The following is a 14,205-nucleotide window of genomic DNA, read 5'->3' as shown; positions in this document are numbered from 1 at the left end:
AATCAGCCGCGCTGTTGCCGCCACGCGCTGCAATCGTCTACTATTGCGAATGGGTGGGAGTCTCGGGATCTTTGCCAGAGCGACATTTCTGACAGTCGTGATCGCCGTGGGCGGATCAGCAGCGGCCGGCGAACCGGCCGCGACGGCTTCCAAGCGGATCCCCATATGCCATGGTTACGGTTGCAACTATCGCACGACGCTGGCGCTTGGCCCCAGTGACGGTGCGCGTTTCCGCTCTATCCTGCGTGCGGGCGCGGGTTCGCCCCAGGCCGAGCGCTCCGCTATTTCGAAGGCCGTCCGCTATTTCGAACAGCGCATTTTCCAGGCCATCGGCGTCCGCGACCAGCCGCAGTCGAAATTCGGTGCATCGCGCGTCAGGGGCCAGATGGATTGTGTCGACGAATCGACCAATACGCATGCGTTGCTGGTCTATCTTGCCGAGCGAAAACTGCTCAGGTTTCATAAGGTCGAGGACAAGGCCTCGCGAGGCCTGTTTGTCGACGGGCGCTATCCGCATTGGACGGCGGTGATCAGCGACCGCGGCGGTACAGAATGGGTGGTGGATTCCTGGTATGCGCCGATGGGCGGCGCGCCGGATATTTTTCCGCTGAGCCAGTGGAAGAAGCGAGGCGTGCTGAAGAGCGGCGCGCTGGACTGACGACGGGGACGTCCCGCCAAAACGGCTCCCAGGGCGTTTCGAGCCTGAAAACAACAACACCCGCCGGGGGAGGAGGTCCGGCGGGTGTCGTTTTGTTGGCCGATCCTCGGGAGGAGGTGAAGATCGACCGTATTCGTCATCGCCGGGGAGGAGGTCGGCTTTGACGAAATTCCTTTCGCCATTTGAAAGGGCGCGAAACCCTTTTTAGAAACAACTTAGAAACAACGCCCGCCGGGGGAGGAGGTCCGGCGGGCGCCGTTTTTGTGGTCAACCCTCGGGAGGAGGTGAAGGCTGACCGTATCCGTCAGGGTCGGGGAGGAGGTCGACCCTGGCGAAATTCTGCTGGTTAGATCGCCCTGCGAGCGACCATCTTGATCTCGTCGCGGACTATGCCGAGATCGTTGAGCTGGCGGTTTGACAGGCGACCCAGCTCGGTAACCGTCTCGCGGTAGACGCGCCAGTTACGATAGTTGCGGATCAGGTTCATTGTCGTTCTCTTTCAAAACTGGTTCGGACCATTTGCGGTCCGAAAGGATTAGACCGCCTTGCGGGCGACGTAGTGGATGTCGCCGCGGCTGATGCCGAGGTCGGTCAGTTCACGGGTGCTCAGGCGGCTCAGCTCAGAAACGGTGTCCCGGTAGCGGCGCCAGTTGCGATAGTTGCGGATCAGGTTCATGGTATTCTCGTTTCGTCTTTCTTTCGGATCATTCCGTCTTTGTGTGCACCGTGAAGATAAGAGGGGTCATATCGATTTAAAAGCGCTATTGGTGCATGGCAGCAATGCAAATTGTGCATTGCAGCATTAACGCGCGTCCGGTTTTCCGCCCAGATCGGAAAATGCCGTCAGGTCAAACGCTTGGGCGGACGAGCTAAAAGGGCCAAACAAAGGGGGAGGGGCATGGCGAGCTATTCGTCACGGGTCAGGTTGGATATCGCACGATGGCAGCAGGCCGGCCTGATCGACGCGCCGACAGCCGACGTGCTGACGCGCGACGTCGAGGCCAACGAACGCAAATCGCTGAGCTTCGGCTCGATCCTGGCGATGATGGCGGCACTGTTGTTCGGCGCGGCCATCCTGATCTTCATCGCCGCCAACTGGGAAGTCATCCCGCGGCTGGTACGGGTCGCAGCACTCTTTGCCGTTATCCTTGCCGGCTATGTCGGCGGCGCGGTGCTGAAGATGCGTGACCATGCGGCGATCGGCGAAGCGCTGTGGATCGTGGCGGCAGCAGCGTTCGGCGGATCGATCGCGCTGATCGGCCAGATGTACCATTTGTCGGGCGACGAGGCCTCCGCCGTGGTCACCTGGGGCGCCGGCACGGCGCTGGCGGCGGTGGCGCTGCGCTCGAACCCGCTGACCGTCGCTGCCGTCGGCATCGCCGATGCCTGGCTGTTCCTGAAAGGCTTCGAGTATCGCGCAGAATTCCCGCATCTCTTCGTCGTCATGGCGCTAGTGCTGTTTGCCGTTTCGTTCTGGACGCGCAGCCAGGCGGCGCGCCACCTGATCATCCTGTCGGTGCTGTTCTATCTCGTGCTCCTGGTGACGCGGTACGACACGCTGCAAGTCGCCATTCCGCTCGTTGTAGCGTCGGTGCTGCTTTTTATCGCTGCGATCTTTGCTGCCGGGCCGGTCGACAGGATCTTGCAACTGGGTGGCAGGCTGCCCCTGCACGCGCTGATCGGCTTTCTCACCGGCCTGGCGATGATCCAGTTCGAACTGGCGGATGAAAGCAGCTACAGCAGCGGCTTCGCCATTGCCTCGGCTGTTGCGCTGGCCGGCATCGTCGCGGCGATCGTGCTGGGCGGCCGCGAGAGCCGAGGACTGCGCTGGGTTGCCTATGCGGGCTTCGCCTTCGAACTCGCCATCATCTATGTGGTGATGCTGCAATCAATGCTCGACACGGCAGGCTTCTTCCTTGCGGCGGCGGTGCTTCTCGCCGTTCTTGCTTTCATTATCATCCGCATAGAAAAGCGCATGAACGCTCCGGATATGACAGGAGCAGCAGCATGATGACCGGCAAAAGACTGATCATCTCGGCGCTGGCCCTGGCGCTTGTCCAGATCGGCTTCCTGAGCTGGATCATCGCCGGACGCGCGGCGATCCTGCGCGACGGCAAGCAGGTCCTGCTCAGGGTCGAGCCGATCGATCCGCGCGATCTCTTGCGCGGTGACTATATTTCGCTTGGCTACGAGATTTCGCGCATACCGGTGAAGCTGATCGGCAACATTCCAGCCGGCAAGCTGGCGAGTGACGACACGCCGATCGTGGTCAGGCTGAAGCCGGGCGCCGACGGCTATTGGGGTCCGACCGCGGCTTGGTTCGGGCAAGCGCCGGCGCCGGCAGCATCCGGTGAAGCCGATATCGTCGGACACGTCTCCGAGGGCTCGGATCTCAGCGCAGCCACGACGATCGCGCCGGATTACGGCATCGAGCGCTTCTATCTGCCGGAAGGCGAGGGGATGGCGATCCAGAACGACATGCGGGTGCGGCCGTTCGGCATCCGCGTCGCGATCGCGGCCAACGGCACGGCGCAGATCAAGGCGCTGGTGGATGGCGACAAGACACTGTTCGAGGAGCCGCTTTACTAGATCGCGCTACAGCCTTGGCAATGATCCTCCTTCGGAGGAACTCCGAGTGGCCTGCCACCCGAAGAAGAGCGAAGGGTGGTGCGGATGAAGGGACTCGAACCCCCACGCCTTTCGGCACTGGAACCTAAATCCAGGGCGTCTACCAATTCCGCCACATCCGCATTGCCCGGCCAATCCCATGTAGCCATCATTCTGTCAATGTCAGAGCCCACATCGGCATCATTGGCCGGAATGCAAAGATGGTTGAAAATCAGCGTCGCCTGTGACAAAAGGCGGGTCGAATGTGACGGGACGCGACGATCCGCTTCTGCAGAATGTGATAAGAAGTAGGAAAAACAAAGACTTATTCACATTTTGGAGCGTATTTCTGGAGGATTTGTGCCGCGTTGGGCGGACAAATCGCCAAGTCCCGCACCAAAAGCCATTCCCGGCAAGATCATACCGGCAGGCTGTGAACGGCAGGGGCCGTTTGGCGGCCTCATTGGTGGAAACAAAGGTTTTATGATGCAGGTCACCGAAACGCTCAACTCAGGTCTCAAGCGCGAGATCAAGATCACCGTGCCGGCCGGTGACATGGAAGCCAAGCTGATGGCGCGGCTCTCCGATGCCAGGAACAAGGTCCGCATCAACGGCTTTCGCCCCGGCAAGGTGCCGGTGCAGCATCTGCGCAAAGTCTACGGCAAATCGTTCATGGCCGAAGTGGTCAACGAGATCCTCAACGACTCGACCCGTTCGATCATCACCGGGCGCGGCGAAAAGGCTGCCATGCAGCCCGAAGTGATCATGACCGAGGACGAGAAGGAAGCCGAGAAGATCCTGGCTGGTGGCGCAGATTTCGAGTTCCGCCTGAACTACGAGGTCATTCCGCCGATCGAGATCAAGGATTTCTCCGACATCAAGGTGACGCGTCAGGTATTCGAAGTGCCTGATGAGGAGATCGACGAGCAGGTCAAGCGTGTCGCCGAGTCGGCGCGCACTTACGAGCCGAAGACCGGCAAGGCCGCCGAGGGCGACCGCGTGACCCTCGATTATGTCGGCAAGATCGACGGCGAAGCCTTCGGCGGCGGCGCCGGCACCGATCAGCCGCTGGTGCTCGGCTCGAAGGAATTCATCCCTGGCTTCGAGGACCAGCTGGTCGGCAGCAAGGCCGGCGACGAGAAGCAGGTCACGGTAACCTTCCCGGAAAACTACCAGGCGGCGCATCTGGCCGGCAAGGAAGCCACTTTCGACGTGACCGTCAAGGACGTGTCGAAGCCCGGCGAACTTGAGATCAACGACGAGATGGCCAAAAACCTCGGCCTGGAGTCGCTGGAGCGCCTGCGCGAGGTGGTGCGCGGTCAGATCGAAAATCAGTTCGGCTCGATGACGCGCCAGAAGGTCAAGCGCCAGTTGCTCGACCAGCTCGACGCCGCCTACTCGTTCGAGGCGCCGTCCAAGCTCGTCGAGGCCGAGTTCAACAACATCTGGAACCAGGTCAACCGCGATCTCGAAGCCGCCGGGCGCACCTTTGCCGACGAAGAGACGACGGAAGAGGAAGCGCGTGCCGAATATATGCGGCTTGCCGAGCGCCGCGTGCGTCTCGGCCTGGTTCTCGCCGAAATCGGCGAGAAGGCGGGCGTCACGGTGACGGACGAGGAATTGCAGCGCGGCCTGTTCGAGCAGGTGCGTCGCTATCCGGCCAACCAGCAGCAGGAGGCCTTCGAATTCTATCGCAACAATCCCGAAGCGCTGAATACGTTGCGCGCGCCGATGTTCGAAGAGAAGGTGGTCGACCATCTGCTTGGCCAGATCTCGGTCACCGACGTCAAGGTCAGCAAGGAAGAGCTGCTGGCCGACGACGAGGATACGGAGACGACCAAGGCCAAGCCGGCGAAGAAGGCGGCTGCGAAAAAAGCCGACACCAAGAAGGCCGACGACGACGCTGAAGAGCCCAAGAAGAAGGCTGCGCCGAAGAAAAAGGCCGCCAAGGACGCTGAATAACGTCCCTGCTGAATTCCAAAAGGCCGCCTTCTCGAGGCGGCCTTTTTCGTTGTGGCGCAGGCGCAACGGATTTCACGCATCTGGCGGTCGAGGTGGCGATACGAAGCTTTGATGATTATCTGCGCTGGGTTGCGGATCGCAGCGGTTGTTGGAGGCATCGTTGAGACAGTTCTTCGGTATCGGAAGCGTGGTCGCGGCGGCGTTCCTGCTTGCGTCGGTCTACGGCATCGCCCAGGCTGACACGGTTCTCGACAACTGGCGGTTCGACAAGACCAGCGACGGTCTGGTCACCGCCTCGCTTTACGCTACCAACAAGCTCATCACCGGCGGCGGCGCATTGAGCTACAGCCCGGTATTGACGATTGCCTGCCGGACCGCCGGCGAACCGCGTTGGAGCGAATGGCTGCAGCTGAGCGATACTGTTTCCGCCAGCCGAACCATCGCCATGTCGGTGACTGTCGACCAATCCGGCAAGCTCAACGAAAGCTGGTCGGTCGGCCCGCGCAGCAGGATGCTGGTGCGCGACGGTGCCGACGGCATCAGGCGACTGATTTCCGCGGACCGGCTGCTGCTGTCCTGGCGGTTCGGGCTGCTGTCGGGGCGCGGCAAAGCCGAGTTTGACCTCGCCGGAGTTGAAGAGGCGGTCGGCCGGATCGCCACCACCTGCAACACCAAATTGCCTTGAGCAGATTGTCCGCATGAAACCTTTGCATGGCCGAACTCTACCTGCCGGCCGGGTTCCGTGGTATGTAGGTGCCGCAACTCCAGGCAGTGGATATCCGTTCTGCCATTCAAGAGCGCATGCCAGCGGACTAGATGTCGGCCTGTGCAGGTCAGCCAGGGCAAATTGGCGATCAGGGAGGAAATGCCATGCGTGCCATTGTGTTTTTTATCATCATGTCGGTCGCGACCGTCATCGCCGGCCCCTCGTGGGCTCAGGATGCCGCGGCGGGTGAGAAGGTCTTCGCCAAATGCAAGGTCTGCCACGTCGCGGACAAGGATCAGAACAAGGTCGGTCCGTCGTTGAACGGCGTCATCGGCCGAACGGCCGGCACGCATCCGGGGTTCAGCTATTCCAAGGCGATGACCGAGGCCGGCAAGTCCGGCGTCAAATGGGACGAAGCCACACTGACGAGCTACCTTCGCGATCCCAAGGCGATGGTCAAAGGAACGAAGATGGCGTTTCCCGGCCTCAAGAAAGACGAGGACATCGTCAATGTCATTGCCTATCTGAAGCAATTCTCCAAATAACGCGGCTCTTCCGCCGGATCTTGGTATCGCAAACAGGTCGAGGCATAGCCTCGGCCGCAATCTGCCGGCAGTGTCGGTGGGGAGGGCGGCTTGTTGCAAAAAAGACATTGGCCGGCTAGGCTGCCGTTCCCATCGGTGGTCGTCTGAATGTCGACTGAAGAAAGCCGTCTCAAGGATACCGGCATCCGCCTCTCGGAGGCGACGGCGTGTGATTTCCTTGCGCTTTTGAAACCACGGGTCATGGCGCTTGCCGTGTTTACTGCGTTCGTCGGCCTGATGGTGGCGCCCGGCGTAATGAATCCAGTTATCGCCGTAATCGCCATCGGCGCAATTGCGGTCGGAGCAGGAGCCGCCGGCGCGCTCAATATGTGGTACGACGCAGACATAGACGCCTTGATGTCTCGCACGTCCAAGCGACCAATTCCGTCAGGCCGCGTCACGCCTGGCGAAGCTCTCGGCTTCGGTCTGGTGCTTTCCGCACTGTCGGTCATGACGCTCGGCGTGCTGGTGGGGTGGCTTGCCGCATCGTTGTTGGCGTTCACTATCTTTTTCTATGTCGTTATCTACACAATGTGGCTGAAGCGCTCGACGCCACAAAATATCGTCATAGGCGGCGCGGCAGGCGCCCTTCCTCCAGTGATCGGGTGGGCGGCTGCAACCGGCGCAATCGGCATCGAAAGTGTCATTCTGTTTCTGATCATTTTCCTCTGGACGCCGCCTCATTTCTGGGCGCTGGCCCTTTTCAAGGTCGGCGACTATGCCGCGGCGGGCATCCCGATGATGCCGAATGTGGCCGGCCAGCACTCGACCAGAAAACAAATCTTCGCCTATTCGCTGGTCTTGGCGCCAATCGGCGTGCTTCCTTGGGCCTTCGGCTTCGCGAGCGGATACTACGGCACTGCTTCAGCAGCGTTGGGCGCAGGGTTCATTTGGCACGCCTGGAAGGTCCTCGTCGCCGACAAGGAGATGAAGCCGGCAAAGGCGCTGTTTGCGTATTCGATTGTCTATCTTTTCGCGATCTTCGCGGCGCTGCTTGCCGACACCATTGTAATGCGAGTGGTCGCGTCAGCCGGCTATTGAGCCCGGCTCAAAACATCACGTTGGCAGAGCACAAAATCCCAGCAACAGCAGAATAACGACGCCAAGGCCGAGTATGAGAACTGTCCTTCCATCCATGACCTTCACCTTCGTCTAGAAGAGCATATCGAAGAACGGCATCCAGAGCTAGTCGGGCTACCCGGGACCTCTTACCCCCGGGGGCCTTCGTACAAAGCGCGACAAGTCCCCCGCATGAGAGTATATTGATCATGGTGCAGGTCGCGGTTTGCGTGGCCAATCACGCAGAACGGCAGCACCGTAAAACGCGACCTTACCGGACCCGGTCTGGAGGAATGGTCATGGCAAGCTTTCACGTGATAGCAGGCGCCAGCGAGACGCTGGAACACACCAGAATTCGAAAAATCGGTGTCTCCGATCTTTTTGATGCGCTCAGGCGTGGCGTCGATGATTTCATGGTCAAGCCGTCGCACATCGTTTTTCTCTGCCTGATCTACCCGCTTGCGGGGGTCGTGCTTGCTGTCTGGACATCAGGCAACAACACGCTGCCATTGTTGTTTCCGCTTGTGTCCGGCTTTGCGCTAATTGGTCCGTTCGCGGCGATCGGCCTCTATGAGATCAGCCGGCGACGGGAAGCCGGGCTCGACGCATCGTGGAGGCACGCCTTTGAGGTCAGAAGTTCTCCGGCGCTGCCGGCTATCGCGGCGGTCGGCATCATGCTGCTTGCGATATTCATCGCCTGGCTTTTGACGGCCCAGATATTTTACCAGACCGTGTTCGGCCCGGCGCCGCCGCAATCGCTGTCCAGCTTCATCAGTGAAATATTCGCCACGGGACGCGGCTGGACACTCATCATCCTGGGTCACGCCATCGGCTTTGTGTTCGCCGCGGTTGTGTTGTGCACCACGGTCGTCGCATTCCCGTTGTTGCTCGACCGCGATGTCGGCGCCTACGAAGCCATCCACACCTCGGTGCGCGTTGTCCTGGCCAACCCGATCGTGATGGCGGTGTGGGGCCTTATTGTCGCCGTCGCCCTGATCATCGGCTCGCTGCCAGTGTTCGCCGGGTTGGCGGTCGTGCTGCCGATCCTTGGTCATGCCACCTGGCATGTCTATCGGAAAGTTGTCGAATCGCCGCCGGCTACCAGACCGTGAGCTGAAAAACCTGTCCTCCGCACCGAGCGCCGGTGCGGGGAGGGTGGGGCAGAGCTTTCAATAGGCCGGGTGGCTGAAACGGGCCTGGCGCGCGTCTTTTGTCAGGTCGCGGAAATCCTTGCCGCTCACATGCACCAGCGTCCTATGGTCGCCGCCCTCGAAATAGATTTCGGGAGCGTCGCCGAGGCTTTCATCGAGGACCACCGGCACATCATAGGCAGCGCCGATCGGCGGCACAGCGCCGACATCGCAATCGCCGAACAACGAGACCACCTCGTCTTCGGAGGCAAGTCCAAGAGGCTTGTCCATAACATCCTGCAATGTCGCGAGTTCTATCCTGTGCGTGCTTGGAACCACGGCCAGCGCGTAGCCACGGTCGTGGTGAACGACCACCGATTTGGCCATTATGCTGCCAGGCACATGTGCCGCAATGGCGGATTGTCTGCTTGTCGCCGTGCGGTGATGCTCGACGGTGTCGTAGGAAATGCCTTTCTTATCGATGAAGTCCTTCAGTCTGTTTGCGATGGTCATCTTGGGCGCCCCTTGCTGGTGTTCGCGACGCATGTGGAAACGCCGGCATCGCCTGTCGTTTCCGATACCAACAGAAATGGTCCAGCCGTAGATTGTTTCAAGGCGAAGGCTCCAGAACAGGACGGCCTGGATCCGGATTGCATGTCAGGGCCCGGCCCCGAAAAACGCCATTCGGGTGAGAAGGGTGTAGTCCGCTTCGAAGACCATCAGCGTCACGAATACCAGCACCAGCACCGGCGGCAGGATGACTGCATATGTCAGCGCCAGCCGTTCCCAGGCCATGTGCATGAAGATGGCGACGATCAGCCCTGCCTTGAGGATCATGAAGATCAGGATCAGCGACCATCTGAGATAGCCGTGGAGCCCGAAATAGTCGACCAGATAGGAACAGGTGCTGAGGATGAACAGCCACGCCCAGACCACCAGGTAGAGCTTGATCGGGTGCTCCTGATGAACCTCCGTAGGGGTAACGCTGGTCGCCGTCGCATCATGCGTACGGGCGCTGTCGAGCGTGTGTTGTCCAAGGCCATTTGCGGTTGCTTCAGCCATGTCCTGCCTCTCACCAAAGATAGAAAAATGCGAAAATGAACACCCAGACCAGGTCGACGAAATGCCAGTAGAGCCCCATGATTTCGACGTTTTCGTAGCGGCCCCTCCGGCTGGTGAAGAAGCCGGGCCGTCCGACGTCGTAGTCCCCGCGCCAGACCTTTCGCGCCACGATGATCAGGAAAATCACCCCGATCGACACATGTGTGCCGTGGAAGCCGGTGATCATGAAAAAGGATGCGCCGAACTGTGCAGCGCCCCACGGATTGCCCCAAGGCCGCACGCCCTCGGTGATCAGCTTGGTCCATTCGAAGGCTTGCATGCCGACGAAGGTCGCGCCGAGTGCCGCGGTCAAAAGCAGCAGGACTGCCGTCTTGCGGCGGTCGCGGCGGTAGCCGAAATTCACCGCCATGGCCATCGTTCCGCTGCTCGAGATCAGGACGAAGGTCATGATGGCGATAAGGATCAATGGAATGTCGGAGCCGCCGATGCGCAGGGCAAAGACCTCGCTCGGATTGGGCCACGGCACGCGTGTGGAGATACGGTCGGTCATGTAGGAGAGCAGGAAGCAGCCGAAGATGAACGTGTCGCTGAGCAGGAAGATCCACATCATGGCCTTGCCCCAAGACACGTTTTTGAACGCCCGCTGATCCGAGGACCAGTCGGCGGCGATGCCTTGCCAGCCTGCGGGCCGCGGCCCCGTTCGGCCGATGTGGGTCAGTGTCGTCTCTGCCATCCGCCCGTTCCTCCTAGGTCAGCAACCCTCGGCAAATGTCGATTAAAGTCGAAGCCCAGCCGGCCAGAAGAGCGAAGATGGCGAGCCAGACGAAAAGCAGGAAATGCCAGTACATGGCGCACAGCTCGACGCTCAGGCGAAGCCGCTGCGGCCGCGCACCGTTCCAGGCACCGACGGTCGTTCTGCCCAGGCCGACCAGCCCTCCCAGTATATGCAGCCCATGCATTCCCGTTAGCAGGTAGAAGAAGCTGTTGGCCGGATTGGACGCCAGAAAATAGCCATCCGCGCTCAGTTCCCGCCATGCCATAAGCTGTCCAACCAGGAAGGCGAGCGCCGTGAGTCCAGCGGTGGCGAGACCGAGCCTGACCATGTCCACTTGACCCTTGCGCGCCGCGAGCGAAGCGCACTGCATGGCAATGCTGCTCAAGACCAGTACGCCGGTATTAAGCCAGAGCAGAGGCGGGATGGGCAGCGGCTGCCAATCCGACAGCGCCATGCGCATGAAGTAAGCACTGGTGAACAGCGCGAACAGGCAGCCGACGACGGCAAGGAAGACGCCGAGACCGATCTTTGCGGTCGGCAGCGCCGATCGGTCCAGGGCGACAAAATCCCCGACCAAACCTTGCTCGAGCCACGGCCTCGTCATTAGCCGCTGATGCGAGAGCCACCACCCAGCAATGCCGGCGATCACGAGCAGGAAAACCAGAATGACGCTCATGCCGGCTCCCTGGAAGGTCCGAAGGAGCCCGGAACGTTTTGCGGTATGAAGTCCTCCTTGGCGCCCGGTACGCTGTAGTCATAGGCCCAGCGATAGACGATCGGCAGATCCTTGCCGAAATTGCCATGGCCCGGCGGTGTTTCGGCCGTCTGCCACTCGAGCGTCGTTGCCCGCCACGGATTGCCACCAGCCTCACGGCCATGGCGGATGCTCCAGATGAGATTGAACAGAAACACAATCTGGGCAAAACCGACGATAAAAGCCATGATGCTGATAAACGAGTTGAGGTGGTGGGCCGATTCCGTCATCACCGTCATATCGGTCAATTCGTTGTAGCGCCGCGGCACGCCCATCAAGCCGAGATAGTGCATGGGAAAGAAGATCAGATAGGCGCCAAGGAAGGTGACCCAGAAATGGAACCGGCCCAGCGTCTCGTTCAGCATCCGACCGGTGACCTTCGGATACCAGTGATAGATCGCGCCGAAGATTACGATGATCGGGGCGACCCCCATGACCATATGGAAATGGGCGACGACGAACATCGTGTCCGACAGCGGAACGTCGACGACGACATTGCCGAGGAATAGCCCAGTCAACCCGCCATTGACGAAGGTGACGATGAAGGCCAGGGCAAAAAGCATCGGTATGGTGAGGTGGATGTCGCCACGCCACAGCGTCAGCACCCAGTTGTAGACCTTGATGGCTGTTGGAACCGCGATGATCAATGTCGTGGTGGCGAAGAAAAAGCCGAAATAGGGATGCATGCCGCTGACATACATGTGGTGCGCCCAGACCACGAAGCTCAGTGCGCCAATGCCGACGATGGCCCAGACCATCATGCGGTAGCCGAAGATGTTCTTGCGCGCATGGGTGCTGATCAGGTCGGAGACGATGCCGAAGGCCGGAAGCGCCACGATGTAGACCTCGGGGTGGCCGAAGAACCAGAACAGATGCTGGAACAGGATCGGGCTGCCGCCGCCATGCTGCAATTGTTCGCCCATCTCGACGATCGCCGGCATGAAGAAGCTGGTGCCGAGCGCCCGGTCGAGCAGCATCATCACGCAGGCGACGAACAGTGCCGGGAAGGCGAGCAGCGCCATGACGGTGGCGGTGAAAATACCCCAGACGGTGAGCGGAAGGCGCATCAGTGTCATGCCGCGCGTGCGGCCCTGTAGCACCGTCACGACATAGTTCAAGCCGCCCATGGTGAAGCCGATGATGAACAGGATCAGCGAGACGAGCATCAGGATGATGCCCCAGTCCTGGCCGCCTGGCGTACCGGTCATGATCGCCTGCGGCGGATAGAGCGTCCAGCCGGCACCTGTCGGTCCGCCGGGGGCAAAGAAGCTCGACACGAGGACCAGCACGGCCAGGAGATAGATCCAGTAGCTCAGCATGTTGACATAGGGAAAGACCATGTCGCGAGCGCCAACCATCAGCGGGATCAGATAGTTGCCGAAGCCGCCCAGGAAGAGTGCGGTGAGCAGGTAGATCACCATGATCATGCCATGCATGGTGATGAACTGGTAGTAGGCTTCCGGTGTGATGAAGTCGAACGTGCCGGGGAAGCCGAGCTGCAGCCGCATCAGCCAGGACAACACCAGCGCCACCATGCCGATCGCCGTCGCCGTCGCCGAATACTGGATGGCGATGACCTTGGCATCCTGCGAGAAAACGTATTTCGTCCACCAGCTGTGCGGATGGTAAAGTTCCATTTCCGCGACTTCGGCCGGCGGTACCGCATCTGCAGGTGTGATATCGACCATAGGAACACCTCCGTGCCCTTTTCGGCCATGCCCGACAGTTCGGGCCTGCCGCAATCTTTTCAATGCCGACGGCGCGCCGTCGTTCCGGCGTCTACTCTGCCGAGCCCATCTGTTGGGGCGCGGACAGCTGCGCAAAAGTCTGCTGCTGGCCAAGCCACGCCAGATAATCTTCCTGCGTATCGACCATGACCACGCCATGCATCATCGGATGCCCTTGGCCGCAGAGTTCGGCACACAGGACCTGGAAGGTTCCGGTCTTGGTCGGAGTGAACCAGAAATAGGTGACTGAGCCCGGGATCATGTCCATCTTGGCGCGGAATTCCGGCACGTAGAAATCGTGCAGCACATCGATCGAGCGGAGCAGCATCTTGACCGGTTTGCCAACCGGCAGATGCAGGTCGGCCGCTTCGACCACGACGTCGTCCTGGCCGTTGGCATCAGCGGCGATGACGCCGAGCGGATTTTCAGCGTTGACGTCGCGAGTGTCGGATGTGCCGAGCTTGCCGTCCTTGCCGGGCAGGCGGAAACTCCATTGCCATTGCTGGCCGACGACTTCGACCTCGGTTGCGTCGCTTGGGACGTTGACGAAGCGGCTCCAGACGAACAGGCCGGGAACCAGCAAAGCCGTGACACCGACGGCAGTGACGACCGTCAGCCAGGATTCGAGCCGCCTGTTCTCAGGTTCATATGCCGCCTGATTGCCTTCCCGATGACGGAAGCGGAAGACGCAATAGGCCATGAAAAGAACCACGGCGGCGAAGACGACGCCGGTGATCCAGAAAGTTATGATGATGGTGTTGTCGATATAGTCCCAGTTCGAGGCAATCGGCGTCCACCACCATGGGCTCAGGAAGTGGAACAACACCGAGCCCACGACTATCAGAACGAGTACAAGCGCAACGGCCATGTCCCGGTTCCTCCCGGTATTCCAAGCGGCGCAAAGCCGTCCCGGGAAATACCAAGTGCATCATAACTTGATTTGCGATGAAAATTCTAGAGCCGGCTGTGGGAAGGGCAAAAATACCATTTCTCGGTGCTGGCGGTCCTTCGGTTCGGCGGTGATCAGCGGTAGCGCGCGGCAAACATCGTCAGCGTCGAGTAAACGGCAATGGCGAGCATGCCGAATGTGCCCGGCAGAATCACCGGAACGGCGATCGTCGGGATCGTCGCGCGCAGGGTTCGATCCCCTGCTCGACCGACAGCTCGACGAAGGGAGTGGA

At 60.4% G+C, this 14,205-nt stretch carries 16 protein-coding genes and 1 tRNA gene; 8 read left to right on the top strand and 9 right to left on the bottom strand.

Annotated elements, in window-relative coordinates; genetic code table 11:
* The first annotated feature begins 106 nt into the window (after positions 1 to 106).
* A complete protein-coding gene (locus NKH71_RS21790) occupies positions 107 to 658 on the top strand; it encodes a hypothetical protein (protein ID WP_245278626.1) in 552 nt (183 codons plus the stop codon).
* A gap of 346 nt (positions 659 to 1,004) precedes the next feature.
* Here NKH71_RS21790 and NKH71_RS21785 read toward each other — a convergent pair whose 3' ends face one another.
* Together NKH71_RS21785 and NKH71_RS21780 are read right to left on the bottom strand one after the other, a co-directional pair.
* On the bottom strand, positions 1,005 to 1,145 hold the full coding sequence (locus NKH71_RS21785) for a DUF1127 domain-containing protein (protein WP_023678914.1): 141 nt from the start codon (positions 1,143 to 1,145) through the stop codon (positions 1,005 to 1,007).
* 48 nt (positions 1,146 to 1,193) lie between these two features.
* Positions 1,194 to 1,334 (bottom strand): DUF1127 domain-containing protein, encoded by a 141-nt coding sequence (locus NKH71_RS21780; RefSeq protein WP_023720174.1) that lies wholly within the window; start codon positions 1,332 to 1,334, stop codon positions 1,194 to 1,196.
* Positions 1,335 to 1,556: 222 nt separating this feature from the next.
* Here NKH71_RS21780 and NKH71_RS21775 point away from each other — a divergent pair, with 222 nt between their 5' ends.
* Positions 1,557 to 2,669, top strand: coding sequence for a DUF2157 domain-containing protein (locus NKH71_RS21775; protein ID WP_352790524.1), 1,113 nt, complete (start codon positions 1,557 to 1,559; stop codon positions 2,667 to 2,669).
* Positions 2,666 to 3,247, top strand: a complete 582-nt coding sequence (locus NKH71_RS21770; protein WP_031194340.1) for a GDYXXLXY domain-containing protein — start codon at positions 2,666 to 2,668, stop codon at positions 3,245 to 3,247. Before NKH71_RS21775 ends, NKH71_RS21770 begins: the two co-directional genes overlap by 4 nt.
* Before the next feature lie 76 nt (positions 3,248 to 3,323).
* On the opposite strand, the gene NKH71_RS21765 is transcribed toward NKH71_RS21770, so the two are convergent.
* Positions 3,324 to 3,408, bottom strand: a tRNA-Leu gene (locus NKH71_RS21765).
* Between the two features lie 343 nt (positions 3,409 to 3,751).
* Here NKH71_RS21765 and tig point away from each other — a divergent pair.
* The 5 genes from tig (at position 3,752) to NKH71_RS21740 (ending at position 8,688) form a co-directional block, all read left to right on the top strand.
* Positions 3,752 to 5,227 (top strand): trigger factor, encoded by a 1,476-nt coding sequence (tig, locus tag NKH71_RS21760; RefSeq protein ID WP_023720171.1) that lies wholly within the window; start codon positions 3,752 to 3,754, stop codon positions 5,225 to 5,227.
* Positions 5,228 to 5,387: 160 nt separating this feature from the next.
* Positions 5,388 to 5,912 (top strand): hypothetical protein, encoded by a 525-nt coding sequence (locus NKH71_RS21755; RefSeq protein WP_352482143.1) that lies wholly within the window; start codon positions 5,388 to 5,390, stop codon positions 5,910 to 5,912.
* Positions 5,913 to 6,124: 212 nt separating this feature from the next.
* Complete coding sequence (locus tag NKH71_RS21750) at positions 6,125 to 6,478, top strand: c-type cytochrome (protein ID WP_502896297.1); 354 nt, start codon at positions 6,125 to 6,127, stop codon at positions 6,476 to 6,478.
* Between the two features lie 147 nt (positions 6,479 to 6,625).
* Positions 6,626 to 7,558: a heme o synthase gene (locus tag NKH71_RS21745; RefSeq protein ID WP_352790520.1), complete on the top strand. Its 933-nt coding sequence runs from the start codon at positions 6,626 to 6,628 to the stop codon at positions 7,556 to 7,558.
* A 317-nt stretch (positions 7,559 to 7,875) separates the two neighbouring features.
* Positions 7,876 to 8,688, top strand: coding sequence for a DUF2189 domain-containing protein (locus tag NKH71_RS21740; protein WP_023720167.1), 813 nt, complete (start codon positions 7,876 to 7,878; stop codon positions 8,686 to 8,688).
* 57 nt (positions 8,689 to 8,745) lie between these two features.
* Here NKH71_RS21740 and NKH71_RS21735 read toward each other — a convergent pair whose 3' ends face one another.
* The 6 genes from NKH71_RS21735 to coxB form a co-directional block, all read right to left on the bottom strand.
* On the bottom strand, positions 8,746 to 9,219 hold the full coding sequence (locus NKH71_RS21735; protein WP_023720166.1) for an aminoacyl-tRNA deacylase: 474 nt from the start codon (positions 9,217 to 9,219) through the stop codon (positions 8,746 to 8,748).
* Positions 9,220 to 9,363: 144 nt separating this feature from the next.
* A complete protein-coding gene (locus NKH71_RS21730) occupies positions 9,364 to 9,768 on the bottom strand; it encodes a cytochrome C oxidase subunit IV family protein (protein ID WP_352895326.1) in 405 nt (134 codons plus the stop codon).
* A gap of 10 nt (positions 9,769 to 9,778) precedes the next feature.
* Positions 9,779 to 10,501 carry a heme-copper oxidase subunit III family protein gene (locus NKH71_RS21725; protein ID WP_023720164.1) on the bottom strand — a complete coding sequence of 241 codons (723 nt, stop codon included), beginning with the start codon at positions 10,499 to 10,501 and terminating at the stop codon, positions 9,779 to 9,781.
* Between the two features lie 13 nt (positions 10,502 to 10,514).
* Positions 10,515 to 11,219 carry a cytochrome c oxidase subunit 3 gene (locus tag NKH71_RS21720; RefSeq protein ID WP_352482148.1) on the bottom strand — a complete coding sequence of 235 codons (705 nt, stop codon included), beginning with the start codon at positions 11,217 to 11,219 and terminating at the stop codon, positions 10,515 to 10,517.
* Positions 11,216 to 12,985, bottom strand: coding sequence for a cytochrome c oxidase subunit I (gene ctaD / locus NKH71_RS21715; protein ID WP_023720163.1), 1,770 nt, complete (start codon positions 12,983 to 12,985; stop codon positions 11,216 to 11,218). Before ctaD ends, NKH71_RS21720 begins: the two co-directional genes overlap by 4 nt.
* Positions 12,986 to 13,076: 91 nt before the next feature.
* Positions 13,077 to 13,892 (bottom strand): cytochrome c oxidase subunit II, encoded by an 816-nt coding sequence (coxB, locus tag NKH71_RS21710; protein WP_023720162.1) that lies wholly within the window; start codon positions 13,890 to 13,892, stop codon positions 13,077 to 13,079.
* Positions 13,893 to 14,205 lie beyond the last annotated feature (313 nt).

This window comes from Mesorhizobium sp. M0983 (assembly GCF_040318975.1).
Classification (GTDB): domain Bacteria; phylum Pseudomonadota; class Alphaproteobacteria; order Rhizobiales; family Rhizobiaceae; genus Mesorhizobium.
The sequence above is the reverse complement of the archived record's forward strand: the minus strand, read 5'-3'. Positions and strand labels throughout refer to the sequence as shown.

Bases quoted from the DNA above. Each gene is read 5' to 3' on its own strand.
- NKH71_RS21770 (WP_031194340.1), top strand. From the start codon at position 2,666: ATGATGACCGGCAAAAGACTGATCATCTCGGCGCTGGCCCTGGCGCTT.
- ctaD (WP_023720163.1), bottom strand. From the start codon at position 12,985: ATGGTCGATATCACACCTGCAGATGCGGTACCGCCGGCCGAAGTCGCG.
- NKH71_RS21740 (WP_023720167.1), top strand. From the start codon at position 7,876: ATGGCAAGCTTTCACGTGATAGCAGGCGCCAGCGAGACGCTGGAACAC.
- NKH71_RS21745 (WP_352790520.1), top strand. From the start codon at position 6,626: ATGTCGACTGAAGAAAGCCGTCTCAAGGATACCGGCATCCGCCTCTCG.
- NKH71_RS21785 (WP_023678914.1), bottom strand. From the start codon at position 1,145: ATGAACCTGATCCGCAACTATCGTAACTGGCGCGTCTACCGCGAGACG.
- NKH71_RS21780 (WP_023720174.1), bottom strand. From the start codon at position 1,334: ATGAACCTGATCCGCAACTATCGCAACTGGCGCCGCTACCGGGACACC.
- NKH71_RS21775 (WP_352790524.1), top strand. From the start codon at position 1,557: ATGGCGAGCTATTCGTCACGGGTCAGGTTGGATATCGCACGATGGCAG.
- NKH71_RS21720 (WP_352482148.1), bottom strand. From the start codon at position 11,219: ATGAGCGTCATTCTGGTTTTCCTGCTCGTGATCGCCGGCATTGCTGGG.
- NKH71_RS21735 (WP_023720166.1), bottom strand. From the start codon at position 9,219: ATGACCATCGCAAACAGACTGAAGGACTTCATCGATAAGAAAGGCATT.
- NKH71_RS21730 (WP_352895326.1), bottom strand. From the start codon at position 9,768: ATGGCTGAAGCAACCGCAAATGGCCTTGGACAACACACGCTCGACAGC.
- tig (WP_023720171.1), top strand. From the start codon at position 3,752: ATGCAGGTCACCGAAACGCTCAACTCAGGTCTCAAGCGCGAGATCAAG.
- NKH71_RS21725 (WP_023720164.1), bottom strand. From the start codon at position 10,501: ATGGCAGAGACGACACTGACCCACATCGGCCGAACGGGGCCGCGGCCC.
- coxB (WP_023720162.1), bottom strand. From the start codon at position 13,892: ATGGCCGTTGCGCTTGTACTCGTTCTGATAGTCGTGGGCTCGGTGTTG.
- NKH71_RS21750 (WP_502896297.1), top strand. From the start codon at position 6,125: ATGTCGGTCGCGACCGTCATCGCCGGCCCCTCGTGGGCTCAGGATGCC.